Origin of the sequence: Bacillus sp. MM2020_4 (genome assembly GCF_011250555.1) — a bacterium.
Lineage (GTDB): Bacteria > Bacillota > Bacilli > Bacillales > Cytobacillaceae > Neobacillus.
The window spans coordinates 1-14139 of sequence record NZ_JAANMZ010000073.1 but is presented as its reverse complement, the minus strand read 5'-3'; the positions used below and the strand labels follow the sequence as shown (position 1 = coordinate 14139).

Genomic DNA, 14139 nt, shown 5'->3' with positions numbered 1-14139 from the left:
AAATAGTCTGGTAACAATGGCGAGAAGGTCACACCCGTTCCCATACCGAACACGGAAGTTAAGCTTCTCAGCGCCGATGGTAGTTGGGGCATGCGCCCCTGTGAGAGTAGGACGTTGCCAGGCTGTTTATTTATAACAAAATGAACATTTTTATTATCGCGGGGTGGAGCAGTCTGGTAGCTCGTCGGGCTCATAACCCGAAGGTCGCAGGTTCAAATCCTGTCCCCGCAATTGGTCTGGTAGTTCAGTTGGTTAGAATGCCTGCCTGTCACGCAGGAGGTCGCGGGTTCGAGTCCCGTCCAGACCGTCTTAATAGTTATTTAAATCAAGTCGAAACAGGGTTTCGTCTTTTTTTATGCATTTTTTATTGATAATGATTAAGCTGCTAGTTCAGAAAAGGTAATTTAATCCCCTTAGGAGCAATCCTAAGGTTTTTTTTACATAAAAATAAGGGTAATATGTAGATAGACAAACATTATGATAAAGTATAAAGGTGATTAAATGGATCAATTTGAATTAAAAACAGCAGATTCTGAGGAGACTTCACAATTTGCAGCAATGCTTGCACATTTTTTACATCCGGGTGATGTCCTAGCCCTTGAGGGGGATTTAGGTGCTGGAAAAACAACCTTTACGAAAGGTCTGGCTAAGGGTCTAGAGATAAAAAGAACGGTGAATAGCCCGACATTTACCATCATTAAAGAATATAAAGGAAAGCTGCCACTGTATCATATGGATGTCTATCGGCTGGCTGATGCTCCGGAAGACTTGGGATTTGATGAATACTTTGAAGGTGATGGAGTTACAGTAGTGGAATGGGCACACTTAATTGAAGAACAGCTTCCCTCGGAACTATTAACGATTTCCCTGTATCATGAAGGACAAGAGGAACGGAGAATCGTGTTAGCACCAAAAGGTAAAAGATATGAGCAATTATGTAAGGAGATTTTTAGATGACCATACTGGCGATTGATACTTCTAATAATCCATTAGGGGTAGCGCTTTTAGATGATAATCAAGTGCTTGGTGAATATATTACGAATATAAAAAAGAATCACTCCGTCCGCGTGATGCCGGCCATTCAGAGGTTAATGGAGGATTGCGAAAAGGTTCCGGCTGATCTAACGAAGATTGTTGTGGCAAAGGGGCCTGGTTCGTATACTGGTGTGAGAATTGGTGTTACGATTGCGAAAACACTAGCGTGGACCTTAAATATACCGCTTGTCGGAATCTCAAGCTTAGAAATTTTGGCTGCAGGGGCTGGGCGGTACTTTAATGGCTTTGTGGCACCCATTGTCGATGCTAGAAGGGGACAAGTCTATACGGCACTATATCGCTATCAGGATGGAGTGCTGACAGCAGTGGAGCAGGATCAGTTGGTTATGATAGATGAGTGGGCAGATAAATTAACAGATTTTAATGAACCCATTTTATTTGTTGGAAATGACCTGTCGATCCATCGAGCAAAGATAGTAGAAGTGGTAGGATCGCAAGCTATGATTGCTAGCGAAACGGAACACAATCCACGTCCGTCGGAACTGGCATTATTGGGCAGGCAAAAATCGGGAGAAGACATCCATTCCTTTGTTCCCAATTATATCCGTCTAGCGGAAGCGGAACAGAAGTGGTTAGAAGCAAAAGGGAAAATTTTAAATGGATAGGGATAGAGAAGTATGGTAGATTCTTATGTTTTTCGTTATATGAGGGAAGAGGATATTGACCAGGTAGTAGAAGTGGAGCATGCTTCTTTTACCACTCCATGGAGCCGGGAAGCATTTTATAATGAATTACATACTAATAAATTTGCTGTTTATATCGTTATTGAGAATGATCATAAAATTATCGGATATTGCGGGACATGGGTTGTTATCGATGAAGCACATGTAACGAATGTAGCCATTTTGCCGGAATATAGAGGTAAAAAGCTAGGGGAGGCATTAATGAGCAAGTTAATGTCGGTATCGAGAGAAATGGGTGCAAGAACTATGACACTTGAAGTGAGAGTAACGAATCATGTGGCACAATCCCTTTACCGTAAGCTGGGGTTTCAAAATGGCGGCATCCGAAAGAATTATTATTCTGATAATCAGGAAGATGCACAGATAATGTGGGTGAAATTATGAAGAAGGATTTATTAATACTAGGAATTGAAACTAGCTGTGATGAGACTGCTGTCGCTATTATTAAAAATGGCCGCGAGATTATTGCAAATGTAGTAGCTTCACAAATTGAAAGTCATAAACGCTTTGGCGGGGTGGTGCCTGAAATCGCTTCGCGTCATCATGTTGAGCAAATAACTCTTGTGATTGAAGAGGCTTTAAATCAGGCGAAGGTAACCTTTGGGGAAATTGATGCTATAGCGGTAACGGAAGGGCCGGGGTTAGTAGGAGCGCTATTAATTGGGGTAAATGCAGCGAAGACACTTGCCTTTGCTCATAATAAGCCGCTAGTACCCGTCCATCATATCGCGGGGCATATTTATGCAAACAGGCTGATCACAGAGTTAAGATTTCCACTCTTAGCATTAGTCGTTTCAGGCGGCCATACAGAGCTAGTGTATATGAAAGAGCATGGTCACTTTGAAGTGATTGGTGAAACGAGGGACGACGCAGCAGGTGAAGCCTACGATAAGGTTGCAAGGACATTGAATATGCCGTATCCGGGCGGGCCGCATATTGATCGTTTAGCGCAGGAAGGGACTCCAACAATTGATTTGCCAAGGGCATGGCTTGAGGAAGGCTCCTATGACTTTAGCTTTAGTGGGTTAAAATCAGCTGTCATTAATACGGTTCATAACGCGGAGCAGCGTGGTGAGACGATCGCACCAGAAGATCTGGCAGCCAGCTTTCAAGCAAGTGTGATAGAGGTGCTTGTGAAAAAGACTGAGAAAGCTGTAGCCGAGTACGGGGTCGAACAGGTTCTGGTTGCCGGTGGAGTAGCCGCCAATAAAGGATTACGGAATGCTTTAGAAAAAAGCTTTTCTGAAAAACCGGGTATCGAACTAGTTATCCCGCCTTTATCATTATGCACAGACAATGCGGCGATGATAGCTGCCGCTGGAAGTATCATGTTTGAAAAAGGAATCAGAGCAGATTTAGCGCTAAATGCCATTCCTGGTCTTGATATTGAGTTGTATAACGAGTAGCTCTTCTGAATAAGAAGAGTTTTTTTTTTGATAGATCACTGGTGCTCATTAATGAAAAAAAGACAGAACAGTAAATAAATGTGGATAAAGTTTTTAAAAAATACAGTAAATTATCATCAAATTGTGGATAACCCTGTGTATACTGTTGATAATGTGGATAAAAACAGTGTTTACTGTGGATAATGTGGAAAAGCTTAAAAACCCCCTAGGATTAAACTATTTTAAATGTGAATAATACTGTGGAAAAGTGGATATTTTATAAAAATCCTTGGAGATTTTGTCGATACTTGCTGATAATTTGTCGATAAATATTATAAACGAAAAAACCGGGCGATCCCATCGGCCCGGTTTTACAGGTTAGTCGGCTAACTCAGCCCATTCTTCCATTAATTGCTCTAGTTCTGCTTTAGCCTTTTCGTTATTAATATTGATTTCTAAGACCAATTCATGATTCTGAAAGACTTCAGGTTTACATAATTGCAGCTCGTAGCCTTGAATTTGTTCCTCAAGCTCCTCAATCCGCAGTTCCGTCTCTTCCAGCTTTCTTTTACGCTGCCGCTCAAGTTTTTTACTTTCCTTATCCTGTTGATAACTATTTTTCTCAAAAGCTTCCTTTTCAGCTGCAGCTTTACCTGTGGCAGCCAGTGCAAGTGCCGCCAGTTCTTCTTGTTCCAATTTCTTTTCCAGATAATAGTCATAATCGCCAAGAAACTCTACGCTGCCATGACGGCTAAGTTCTAACACTTTCGTTGCAATCCGATTAATGAAATACCTGTCATGTGAAACGAATAAAATCGTTCCAGGGTAATCAATCAGGGCATTTTCGAGAACTTCTTTGCTATCCAAATCAAGGTGGTTGGTTGGCTCGTCCAAAATTAATACGTTCGCTTTCTCTAACATGAGCTTAGCAAGAGCCAGACGGGCTTTCTCACCGCCACTTAAAGTGGAAACAATTTTTAACACATCATCACCGGAAAAGAGGAAGTTCCCCAAAACCGTTCGTATCTCTTTTTCGGGTTTTAACGGATAGTCATCCCAGAGTTCATTTAAGACACGCTTATTAGAGGTTAATACTGCCTGTTCCTGGTCATAATAGCCAATTGAAAGGTTTGTCCCATACTGGACCGTTCCCGATAATGCCGGCAGCTTCTTGATAATGGTTTTTAACAGTGTTGATTTACCAATCCCATTAGAGCCAACAAGGGCAATGCTTTCTCCTCTATAGGCACGAAAGGTTATGGACTCTGAAATCTTTTCACCATCATAGCCAACAGCAAGCGAGTCTACCATTAAAACGTCATTCCCGCTTTGTTTTTCAATACCAAACGCGAAGGTAGCAGACTTTTCATCTCCAAGCGGCCGGTCCATGATCTCCATCTTTTCAAGCTTTTTCCGCCGGCTTTGCGCTCGCTTTGTCGTTGAAGCGCGCGCTAAATTTTTTTGGATAAAATCCTGCAGATTGGCGACTTCCTGCTGCTGTTTTTCAAAAACCTTCATGTCTCGCTCATAATTGGCCGCTTTTTGGTCAAGGTAAGCACTATAATTGCCCGTAAACCTCGCGATTTGTTTTCGAGATACCTCGTAGACCTGTGTAACGACTTTATCTAAGAAATAGCGGTCATGGGAGACGATTAGAATCGCGCCATCATAGCTTTGCAAATATTGTTCGAGCCATGAGAGGGTATCAATATCGAGATGGTTCGTAGGCTCGTCCAAAATTAAGATGTCGGGTCTCGTTAATAGGAGTTTCCCGAGGGCAAGGCGAGTTTTCTGCCCGCCGCTTAAACTAGAAATCATCAGAGAATTGTCGAGGAAGTTTAATCCATGAAGGACGGAACGGATATCGGCCTCATATTGATACCCACCCTGTTCCTTAAATTCGACCTGAAGCTGATCATATTCCTTCATAATTCGCTCGTACTTTACCGTGTCTTCATAAATATGAGGATCCGCCATTTGCTCTTCAAGCTTGCGGAGTGACTTTTCCATTGTACGAAGCAATTCAAAAACGGTCAGCATTTCTTCCCAAATCGACAAATTGGACTCAAGGCCGGTATTCTGCGCTAAATAGCCGATGGTCACTTCCTTTGGCTTGATAATTTCGCCGCCATCATGTGACAAGTGCCCGGCAATAATCTTCAGTAATGTCGATTTTCCTGCACCATTGCGGCCAACAAGAGCCACACGGTCCCGCGTTTGTAATTCCAGCTTTATATTCGATAAAATAAGGTCAGCACCATAATATTTTTGTAATTGATTTACCTGCAGTAAAATCATCATTATTCACCTCTTACATATAAATAGTGTAACGTATAAAGGGAATGTGGGCAATAAAGCACCTACTATCAAGCGGATGAATTCTCAATTCGACAAAAAATGTAATAATTAGTTCAAAGTTTCACACAAATTGAAGCAAAAATAGTGTATTATTTTTTTGTAGGAGGATTATTTTTTATGGCTGAATTTACTCATTTTAATGAAGAAGGCAGAGCAAAGATGGTCGATGTCAGTGATAAACCAGAAACGGCACGGACCGCTCTTGCACATTCCAGTATAACGGTAAGCAAAGAAATATTTGATAAAATAAACAATCATGAAATGAAAAAAGGCGATGTATTAGCGGTAGCCCAGGTGGCGGGGGTTATGGCGGCTAAAAAAACATGGGATCTGATTCCGATGTGTCACCCGATCCCATTAACAGGGGTAAATATCTCGTTCTCATGGGAAAAGGCCGAACAAGATCAAGTTCAATTACATATTGCTGCTGCGGTTAAAACAAAGGGGAATACGGGTGTGGAGATGGAAGCGCTCACAGCGGCATCTGCTTGTGCGTTAACCGTCTATGATATGTGTAAAGCCGTCGATAAAGGAATGGTCATTGGGCCAACCTACTTAGTAGAGAAAACCGGCGGGAAAAATGGTGACTTTAAGCGAATAGAACAAGTAAGATGATCGTTTACTAAAATTCAAAGGGGTGTGGGAGAAATGAGTAATGAAACGATGAAAATACCACAGGCGACAGCCAAGCGGCTGCCCCTCTATTATCGATTTTTGAAAAATTTGCATAGTTCCGGCAAACAACGGGTTTCATCAGCAGAATTAAGTGAAGCGGTTAAGGTGGACTCAGCAACGATCCGCCGTGACTTTTCCTATTTTGGCGCTTTGGGAAAAAAGGGCTATGGGTACAATGTTAATTACTTATTAACGTTCTTCCGGAAAACCCTCGACCAAGATGAATTGACAAAGGTTGCGTTAATTGGGGTTGGTAATCTTGGAACAGCCTTTTTAAACTATAACTTTTTAAAAAATAATAATACAAAAATATCATGTGCCTTCGATGTCGATACAGCCAAAATGGGGACGATGATTCGCGAGGTTCCCGTTTTTCATATGGATGAGTTGGAGAAGGTGTTAGTGGAGGAACAAATTTCGGTTGCGATTCTAACGGTTCCAGCTCCAGTAGCACAGATGATCACGGACCGGCTTGTGGGTGCCAATGTGAAGGGGATCTTAAATTTCACACCAGCAAGATTAAATGTTCCTCCATCCATAAGGGTCCATCATATTGACCTGGCAGTGGAACTACAATCCTTGGTTTACTTTTTAAAGCATTATCCGACAGGCGAAATAGAGGAAATTGAAGAATAAAATGTGTAAGGGCTTTTCACTGAAAAAGGTGGGAAGTCTTTTTTTATGACTTTACACGCGTAACAGTGTTATGTTACATTATAAAATATAGAAAGGGGTTATGAACAATGAGTGAGGAATTAATTTCGAAAAAGGACTTATTGGATATGGCCGGGATATCGTACGGACAGCTGTATCGCTGGAAGCGGAAGGATTTGATTCCTGAGGATTGGTTTATTCGGAAATCCACGTTTACCGGGCAGGAAACCTTTTTTCCAAAAGAAAAGATCTTAGAACGAATAGATAAGATTCAGACGATGAAAGAGAATCTTTCCCTCGATGAATTAGCAGACATGTTTTCACCTAACGTAACAGAGTTACATTTCACGAATGATGAACTTGTAAAACGTAACATTGTTTCAGGGGCGGTTATGAATGTTTATTTGGAAAATGAAAAGGGTGGTTCGCATTTTGATTTTTCAAGAATACTGGAAGTTTACGTTTTAGAAAAACTACTTCAATCGGGCCAAATAAATTTGGATGAAGGAAAGATGCTGCTTCAGGTCTTAAAAGATCACAGGGGATTAATCAAACAAAAGAATGGGGAAATCGTGCTGACGAGAAAGCTTGGAGTCTCCTCCTGTTTTTTATTCATTAATGCAGAGGAAGTAAAGTTTGAACAGGGAACGAAAGTCGTTATTCAGCTTTCACTTGTGAAATGCATGGAAGAAATGAAGGCGAACTTACTATAAAGGAGAATGAAGATGGATATGAAAAAAAGGGGAGACCTAAGTATTAACGGCTTTGGGTCAGCAAATGGCGGGGAATTTCATAAAGTGATTATCAATGGAAAAGGAACCGTTACTAACGATTTAGAGTGTGTAGAATTTGACTGTAATGGTTCGGGGACGGTTAATGGCAACGTTAAAACGAACAGTGCGAAGGTAAATGGGACTGGGAAAATTAAAGGAAATCTTGAATGCAAGAAGTTAATAGTAGATGGAACGGCGAAAATTGGCGAAAACCTTTATGTGGAAAACTTTAAGGTAGCAGGAAAAACCACTGTCGGCGGAAGGGTAAAGGCCGAGGAAATCAGGGTTAAAGGCAGGCTTATAGTAGAAGGAGATTGTGAAGCCGAAACGTTTAAAGCAGAATCACTATTTATGATTGGCGGTCTTTTAAATGCGGATCAGGTGGATATTAAGATCTTTGGAGAATGTAAGGCAAAGGAAATTGGCGGGCAAACGATTCTGATTAAACAAAAACCTGCCTTAATGGGATTATTTAAACCCCTTATTCAAACACAGCTGGAGACGGATTTAATCGAAGGGGACAAAATTGAACTAGAAAACACGAAGGCTGCAGTGGTTCGCGGCAACCAAATCACCATTGGGGCAAAATGTGAGATTGGTCTTGTTGAATATACGGGTGAGCTATTTGTTGATAAAAAGGCCATTGTAAAAGAGTCCAGAAAGGTTTAAAAGGGGGAAACAGAAATGACAAAGGGTCAAAATCTGACGATAAATGGTTCGGGCAATTACCCAGGCGGAAGCTACGATAAGGTAAGTATTCGCGGGGAAGGGACGATTGAAAATGCGGTCGATTGTTCGTCGTTTCATATCTATGGTACAAGTGAGGCATTGGCGGATGTGAAAGCAGGGTCCGTTAAAGTGATCGGCGAAGCGGAAGTAAAAGGGAATATGGAATCCGGTAACATGCTCGTGATGGGGACGATGTCGATTGACGGGAAAGCCAGCTTGGAAAAGATGAAGATCCTCGGCACGCTTGAGGTAGGGGAACGGCTCTATGGTGAAACGGCAAATATTAAGGGCAGTATTTCCGTGGGAGGAGACGTCGAGTATGAGAAATTTGATTTAAGCGGCGGGTTCGAAATCAAAGGTCTTCTCAATGCTGGGACAGTCACTATCGGTTTGCGTTTTGGCGAAAGTACAGCGGAAGAAATTGGTGGCGAGAAAATCACGGTTAAAAGAAAAACGTCACTTCTCCCGTTTGTGAAGGATGAAGGATCGCTGGTTGTGAAGGTGGTTGAAGGGGATGAAGTGTTTCTAGAAAATACAAAGGCGGATGTTGTTAGGGGGAAACTGGTCAGAATTGGTTCAGGTTGCCAAATTGGCCGGGTAGAATATTCAACAGATTTTATCCAGGATAAGAATTCAACTGTCAAAACGTCGGAAAAAATATAGAGGAGGATCTATGTCGGCTAAAGAAAGTAAATTAGGGTTGGTTGTTGCAGGGTTATTACTGGGGATTTTGATGGCGTCGATGGATAACACGATAGTCGTTACCGCGATGGGGACGATTGTTGGGGACCTCGGCGGGTTGGAGAGCTTTGTCTGGGTTGTTTCAGCCTATATGGTAGCGGAAATGGCAGGGATGCCGATTTTCGGTAAGTTATCTGACATGTATGGACGGAAACGGTTTTTTATTTTGGGATTAATTTTATTTATGGTAGGTTCTGCGTTGTGCGGAACAGCGGAGACCATTACCCAATTAAGCATTTACCGTGCGATTCAGGGAGTTGGCGGTGGTGCGCTTGTGCCGATTGCCTTTACGATTATGTTTGACCTCTTTCCTCCTGAAAAGCGCGGGAAAATGGGCGGACTGTTTGGGGCTGTGTTTGGCTTATCGAGTATTTTTGGTCCATTGCTGGGGGCGTATATTACCGACCATATCAGCTGGCATTGGATTTTCTATATTAACTTGCCACTCGGGATTTTGTCGCTGATTTTTATTGTCATCTCCTATAAAGAATCGCCTATCCACCAAAAGCAATCGATTGATTGGTGGGGAGCAGTGACTTTAATTGGAGCGGTGGTTTGTCTCATGTTTGCCCTTGAACTCGGTGGACAGAAATATGCTTGGGATTCTACCGTCATTTTAAGTTTATTCACCGGATTTGTAGTCCTTTTTCTCCTCTTCTTATTTGTTGAGACAAAGGCAAAGGATCCGATCATTTCCTTTTCTATGTTTCAAAATCAACTGTTTGCTGGAAGTACACTTGTCGGCTTATTTTACGGGGCGGCGTTTATGGCGGCAACTGTTTATATCCCGATATTTGTGCAAGGTGTATATGGCGGTAGTGCCACTAATTCAGGTCTGATCTTATTGCCGATGATGGTAGGTTCAGTTGTGACAGCGCAGGTCGGAGGATTTTTAACGACAAAAATGAGTTACCGGAACATCATGTTTATCTCAGGTCTGATTTTGATTGGTGGCTTATTGTTGTTAAGTACCATCACCCCGGATACAAGCCGGGCCTTGCTGACCGTCTATATGGTCGTAATTGGTTTAGGTGTTGGGTTTTCGTTTTCTGTTTTAAGCATGGCGGCGATTCATCCCTTTGGCATGGAGCATCGGGGATCTGCCACCTCAACAAGTAACTTTATTCGTTCCTTTGGGATGACCGTTGGTGTGACGATTTTTGGGATGATCCAAAGGACTGATTTAAAGGATGGGCTGGAAAAGGCCTTCTCGGGAATGGGACCAATGCCAAAGGGGGATTCACGTGAATTGTTATCGGAGCAGGCAAGAGCACAGATCCCTGCCCCAATCTTGGATAAAATCACAGATGCCCTTTCGAGTTCAATCGTTCATACCTTTACCTGGGCACTCGTTCCAGCGGTCTTAGCGTTCCTCTTTATCTTTATCCTAGGGAAAGAGCGAATGATGATGAATAAAGGGGAAGTGTCAAAATAAGAGATCTAAGCTTGAAAAAAGGATCCCATGCTGAAAACTGGGATCCTTTTCTTTATTTTTTCTTCAATTGTTTCTTAAGTTTAAAATGAAAAATCATCATTTTTAACCCTGAGCCAAAATCAAATGTTGCTAATATGACGAGCAGGTAGCTAAAGAAGCCCCAGCCATTGGCTCGCACATCATCAATCGCAAAGTAAGTAAATACTGCACCAAGCAGGAAGTAGATTAATCCGGAAAACAAGGGTGAACGTTTCATAGGAATCCTCCGATAAAGTTTTGAAGCGTCTCAGCCTCACGTTGCAGTCGTTCAAGATCGTCTTTGTAAACAGTCTGAACCAAGACAACCAAGGTATTCATCGTAACATGGGCAAAAATCGGTACCAAAATATGCTTGGTTTTGACATAGAGAAAAGCGAAGGTAAAGCCCATGGCTGAATACAGTAGAATATGCTGGAACTCCGTATGCGCTGCGGCAAAGATGACCGAACTAATCAGTGCCGAAATAAAAAAGTTAAAGCGCTTATGAAGCGCACCGAAAATAATCTTTCGAAATACTATTTCTTCTAAAATAGGTCCGATGATACTAGTCACAATAATAGCTGCCGGCATCAAATCAATGATGCGTAGAATATTCTGCGTGTTCTCAGAACCCATATCAATGCCCAAAAGTCTTTCAATCCATGCGGCGCAAATTTGTGCAAAGTATGCTAGAAAAACCCCCAAAATGGCCCACATTAACGAGGTGCCGTAAGAGGAACCGCTCCTGTTTTCAAAGTTTTTGGTGTTCATTTCCTTCCGTAAAATAAACAGAATGATAAGGAGGGCAATAGAAAAACTGGCAATTAGCCAAACAGGTACAGCGAGACTTGGGCTGATTCCTCCCGCTTTAAAGCTGGACATCATGATAGGGAGCCCGACAAGACTAGAAAGCTGCATAGCAATATAAACAATGATGACAATCCAATATTCCTTTTTCAAATTTTACTGTCTCCTTTTTCATCTAACCAATATCTATTGATTCATATTCGAATGTTTACGTCATTACTATTCATTTTACTCATAAAACTGCAACTGTTTCAATTTAGAAGAACTTTTTAAAAAATAGGTATAGAAAGTTATGATTTTCACATACTTATTAAGGTTGTAGAAAAGCAAAATTCTTTTGTAAAAATTTATGCTTCATACTTGCAAAAGATTTTCAGATTCATTATTATAATAATTGTGTTAGCACTCATTAACAGAGAGTGCTAATAAGTTAGAATTACATATATCTTTGAGGAGGTTGTTTGATTTGTTAAGACCATTAGGTGATCGCATTGTCATTGAGCTTGTTGAATCAGAAGAAAAAACTGCAAGCGGTATCGTATTACCGGATTCAGCGAAGGAAAAGCCTCAAGAAGGAAAAGTTGTTGCCGTGGGTACTGGCCGCGTCCTAGAAAGCGGAGAACGTGTAGCACTTGAAGTTGCTGTCGGCGACCGTATTATCTTCTCAAAATACGCTGGTACTGAAGTGAAGTACGAAGGCGTAGAATATTTACTTTTACGTGAAAATGATATCCTTGCTGTCATCGCATAATAAGGAAATTTTTTGAAAAATAAAGATGAAAAAATACGAGGAGGTTTTTTACAATGGCTAAAGAGATTAAATTTAGTGAAGACGCGCGCCGCGCAATGCTACGTGGTGTTGATACACTTGCAGATACAGTTAAAGTAACTCTTGGACCTAAAGGACGCAACGTGGTTCTAGAGAAAAAATTTGGTTCACCGCTTATTACAAATGACGGTGTAACGATCGCAAAAGAAATCGAATTAGAAGATGCATTCGAAAACATGGGTGCGAAACTTGTTGCTGAAGTAGCAAGTAAAACAAATGATGTTGCCGGTGACGGTACAACAACTGCAACAGTTCTTGCTCAAGCGATGATTCGCGAAGGTTTAAAGAACGTTACAGCTGGCGCTAACCCAATGGGTATCCGTAAAGGGATTGAAAAAGCTGTTGCTGTAGCAGTTGAAGAATTAAAAGCTATTTCCAAACAAATCGAAGGCAAAGAGTCTATCGCTCAAGTTGCTGCGATTTCTTCCGATGACAAAGAAGTGGGCCAATTAATCGCTGAAGCAATGGAGCGCGTTGGCAACGACGGTGTTATCACAATCGAAGAATCTAAAGGCTTCACAACTGAATTAGATGTAGTAGAAGGTATGCAGTTTGACCGTGGTTACACTTCTGCTTACATGGTAACAAACACAGATAAAATGGAAGCTGTATTAGAAAATCCATATATCTTAATTACAGACAAGAAAATTTCTAGCATTCAAGAAATCCTTCCTGTTCTTGAGCAAGTGGTACAACAAAGCAAGCCATTACTATTGATCGCTGAAGATATCGAAGGAGAAGCACTTTCTACTTTAGTATTGAACAAACTTCGCGGAACATTCAATGCAGTTGCTGTAAAAGCTCCTGGATTCGGTGACCGTCGTAAAGCAATGCTTGAAGATATCGCTGCCTTAACTGGCGGTGAAGTGATCACAGAAGAGCTTGGCCGTGAATTGAAAACAACAACTATCACTTCTTTAGGTCGTGCAACTAAAGTAGTTGTAACTAAAGAAAACACAACAATCGTTGAAGGTGCTGGCGAGACTGCAGAAATTCAAGCTCGTGTCAACCAAATCCGCGTTCAATTAGAAGATACAACTTCTGAATTCGACCGTGAAAAATTACAAGAGCGCTTAGCTAAATTAGCTGGCGGTGTAGCAGTTATCAAAGTTGGTGCTGCAACTGAAACTGAATTAAAAGAGCGCAAACTACGCATCGAAGACGCTTTGAACGCAACTCGTGCTGCTGTTGAAGAAGGTATCGTATCCGGTGGTGGTGTAGCCCTTCTTAACGTATACAGCAAAGTGGCTGCTGTTGAAGCTGAAGGTGATGTTGCTACAGGTATCAACATCGTATTACGTGCGATGGAAGAACCAGTTCGCACAATCGCTCAAAATGCTGGTCTTGAAGGATCTGTCATCGTTGACCGCTTAAAGCGCGAAACAGTAGGAACAGGCTTCAACGCAGCATCAGGCGAATGGGTAAACATGATCGACGCTGGAATCGTTGACCCAACTAAGGTTACACGTTCCGCACTTCAAAACGCAGCATCTGTTGCAGCAATGTTCTTAACAACTGAAGCAGTTGTTGCTGACAAACCAGAACCAGCTGGTGCAGGCGGCATGGGTATGCCTGACATGGGCGGTATGGGTGGAATGGGCGGCATGATGTGATGACTGCTCAACCCCTTGATATATAAGGGTTTTGAAGTAGTTTGCTAACAAAATGCTAACATTATGAAAAAAAAGAGGCTTCTCATAAGTTTATCCAACTTGTGGGAAGCTTCTTTTTCATTCCTTCGATTTTTATTTTCGTCTCCCCCCTCTTTTATTTGAAAACCTCCTAGATAAATGGATTGGCCAGCAGGATATGGTTATCAAAAAAATATTGCTTGCTCAAAAGTGGATTAATGCAAGTTTTAACCAAGAGTTAACACCGCATTCATAGAGATAAGAGTATTCCACATGGGCATCTTTCCTTCATCCCTCAGACATACAGTGTGCACTAATAACGAGATTAGCCTTTAATTATTATTATGTAGAATATTGGATATGTT

Annotated in this window: 15 protein-coding genes, 2 tRNA genes and 1 rRNA gene; 15 read left to right on the top strand and 3 right to left on the bottom strand. The window is 41.7% G+C overall.

Annotated elements, in window-relative coordinates:
- The first annotated feature begins 6 nt into the window (after nucleotides 1–6).
- From rrf to tsaD, 7 genes are all read left to right on the top strand, one after another.
- Nucleotides 7–123 (top strand): 5S ribosomal RNA (rrf, locus tag G6554_RS24445).
- 34 nt (nucleotides 124–157) lie between these two features.
- A tRNA-Met gene (locus G6554_RS24440) sits at nucleotides 158–231 on the top strand.
- 2 nt (nucleotides 232–233) lie between these two features.
- Nucleotides 234–307, top strand: a tRNA-Asp gene (locus G6554_RS24435).
- A gap of 194 nt (nucleotides 308–501) precedes the next feature.
- Nucleotides 502–957, top strand: a complete 456-nt coding sequence (tsaE, locus tag G6554_RS24430; protein ID WP_166246701.1) for a tRNA (adenosine(37)-N6)-threonylcarbamoyltransferase complex ATPase subunit type 1 TsaE — start codon at nucleotides 502–504, stop codon at nucleotides 955–957.
- Nucleotides 954–1661, top strand: coding sequence for a tRNA (adenosine(37)-N6)-threonylcarbamoyltransferase complex dimerization subunit type 1 TsaB (gene tsaB, locus G6554_RS24425; protein ID WP_166246700.1), 708 nt, complete (start codon nucleotides 954–956; stop codon nucleotides 1659–1661). The genes tsaE and tsaB overlap by 4 nt, the downstream gene beginning before the upstream one ends.
- Before the next feature lie 12 nt (nucleotides 1662–1673).
- Nucleotides 1674–2123, top strand: a complete 450-nt coding sequence (gene rimI / locus G6554_RS24420) for a ribosomal protein S18-alanine N-acetyltransferase (RefSeq protein ID WP_166246699.1) — start codon at nucleotides 1674–1676, stop codon at nucleotides 2121–2123.
- Nucleotides 2120–3145, top strand: coding sequence for a tRNA (adenosine(37)-N6)-threonylcarbamoyltransferase complex transferase subunit TsaD (gene tsaD, locus G6554_RS24415; RefSeq protein WP_166246698.1), 1026 nt, complete (start codon nucleotides 2120–2122; stop codon nucleotides 3143–3145). Before rimI ends, tsaD begins: the two co-directional genes overlap by 4 nt.
- Nucleotides 3146–3502: 357 nt before the next feature.
- Here the strand turns inward: tsaD and G6554_RS24410 are convergent, their stop codons facing one another.
- Nucleotides 3503–5422 (bottom strand): ABC-F family ATP-binding cassette domain-containing protein, encoded by a 1920-nt coding sequence (locus tag G6554_RS24410; RefSeq protein ID WP_166246702.1) that lies wholly within the window; start codon nucleotides 5420–5422, stop codon nucleotides 3503–3505.
- Between the two features lie 177 nt (nucleotides 5423–5599).
- On the opposite strand from G6554_RS24410, the gene moaC reads away from it, so the two are divergent.
- The 6 genes from moaC to G6554_RS24380 all read left to right on the top strand — a co-directional run bounded on the left by moaC (nucleotide 5600) and on the right by G6554_RS24380 (nucleotide 10489).
- Nucleotides 5600–6097 (top strand): cyclic pyranopterin monophosphate synthase MoaC, encoded by a 498-nt coding sequence (gene moaC / locus G6554_RS24405; RefSeq protein WP_166246697.1) that lies wholly within the window; start codon nucleotides 5600–5602, stop codon nucleotides 6095–6097.
- 33 nt (nucleotides 6098–6130) lie between these two features.
- Nucleotides 6131–6793, top strand: a complete 663-nt coding sequence (locus G6554_RS24400) for a redox-sensing transcriptional repressor Rex (RefSeq protein ID WP_166246696.1) — start codon at nucleotides 6131–6133, stop codon at nucleotides 6791–6793.
- 107 nt (nucleotides 6794–6900) lie between these two features.
- The gene (locus tag G6554_RS24395; protein WP_166246695.1) at nucleotides 6901–7524 is read left to right on the top strand and encodes a YhbD family protein; all 624 of its coding nucleotides are present in this window, start codon (nucleotides 6901–6903) and stop codon (nucleotides 7522–7524) included.
- Between the two features lie 12 nt (nucleotides 7525–7536).
- A complete protein-coding gene (locus tag G6554_RS24390; protein WP_166246694.1) occupies nucleotides 7537–8253 on the top strand; it encodes a polymer-forming cytoskeletal protein in 717 nt (238 codons plus the stop codon).
- 15 nt (nucleotides 8254–8268) lie between these two features.
- Nucleotides 8269–8976, top strand: coding sequence for a cytoplasmic protein (locus G6554_RS24385; RefSeq protein ID WP_166246693.1), 708 nt, complete (start codon nucleotides 8269–8271; stop codon nucleotides 8974–8976).
- A gap of 10 nt (nucleotides 8977–8986) precedes the next feature.
- Nucleotides 8987–10489: an MDR family MFS transporter gene (locus G6554_RS24380; protein WP_166246692.1), complete on the top strand. Its 1503-nt coding sequence runs from the start codon at nucleotides 8987–8989 to the stop codon at nucleotides 10487–10489.
- A gap of 52 nt (nucleotides 10490–10541) precedes the next feature.
- Here the strand turns inward: G6554_RS24380 and G6554_RS24375 are convergent, their stop codons facing one another.
- Together G6554_RS24375 and G6554_RS24370 are read right to left on the bottom strand one after the other, a co-directional pair.
- Complete coding sequence (locus tag G6554_RS24375) at nucleotides 10542–10745, bottom strand: YdiK family protein (protein WP_166246691.1); 204 nt, start codon at nucleotides 10743–10745, stop codon at nucleotides 10542–10544.
- Nucleotides 10742–11467, bottom strand: a complete 726-nt coding sequence (locus G6554_RS24370; protein ID WP_166246690.1) for a CPBP family intramembrane glutamic endopeptidase — start codon at nucleotides 11465–11467, stop codon at nucleotides 10742–10744. Before G6554_RS24370 ends, G6554_RS24375 begins: the two co-directional genes overlap by 4 nt.
- 313 nt (nucleotides 11468–11780) lie before the next feature.
- Between G6554_RS24370 and groES the strand changes: the two genes are divergently transcribed.
- A complete protein-coding gene (gene groES, locus G6554_RS24365) occupies nucleotides 11781–12065 on the top strand; it encodes a co-chaperone GroES (RefSeq protein WP_007083327.1) in 285 nt (94 codons plus the stop codon).
- A gap of 53 nt (nucleotides 12066–12118) precedes the next feature.
- Nucleotides 12119–13756, top strand: coding sequence for a chaperonin GroEL (gene groL, locus G6554_RS24360; RefSeq protein WP_166246689.1), 1638 nt, complete (start codon nucleotides 12119–12121; stop codon nucleotides 13754–13756).
- Nucleotides 13757–14139: the final 383 nt, after the last annotated feature.